This window comes from Paenibacillus sp. VTT E-133291 (assembly GCF_002264395.1).
GTDB classification, from domain to species: Bacteria; Bacillota; Bacilli; order Paenibacillales; family Paenibacillaceae; genus Paenibacillus_AQ; species Paenibacillus_AQ nitricinens.
On the sequence record NZ_NFVA01000259.1, the window covers coordinates 1 to 336 of the forward strand.

The following is a 336-nucleotide window of genomic DNA, read 5'->3' on the forward strand; positions in this document are numbered from 1 at the left end:
GCGCGCAACGGCGGTAAAATACGCCATCAACTCGTCAGGTGCTACGTTTGCCTCGATCCACTCCGGTTCAAATCCGGTCAAAACGCTGACTACTTGAACGACGTCATTTAGCGCGTGCTCGATGAACGCGAATAAGTAAGCTACGCGGTTTTCGGATGGCGCTGACATTACGCCCATAATCAATTCCGGCAGCATATTAACAGCGGCAAATAGTTCGCGCCATTGTCCGACCGGAACCTTCCGCACCTTTACCGTTCTATCTCCGAGCTGGATTACGTTGGGGTCAATTACAATATCTGGCGCGGGTACTTCCGCTTTATCTGAACGCTTAAAAAT

1 protein-coding gene is annotated in these 336 nt (G+C 50.6%); it reads right to left on the reverse strand.

Annotated features, from left to right (window positions below; all coding sequences use genetic code 11):
• Positions 1 to 336, reverse strand: a 336-nt coding sequence (locus tag CA598_RS32635; RefSeq protein WP_094879070.1) for a hypothetical protein, incomplete at both ends; no start/stop codon positions are given.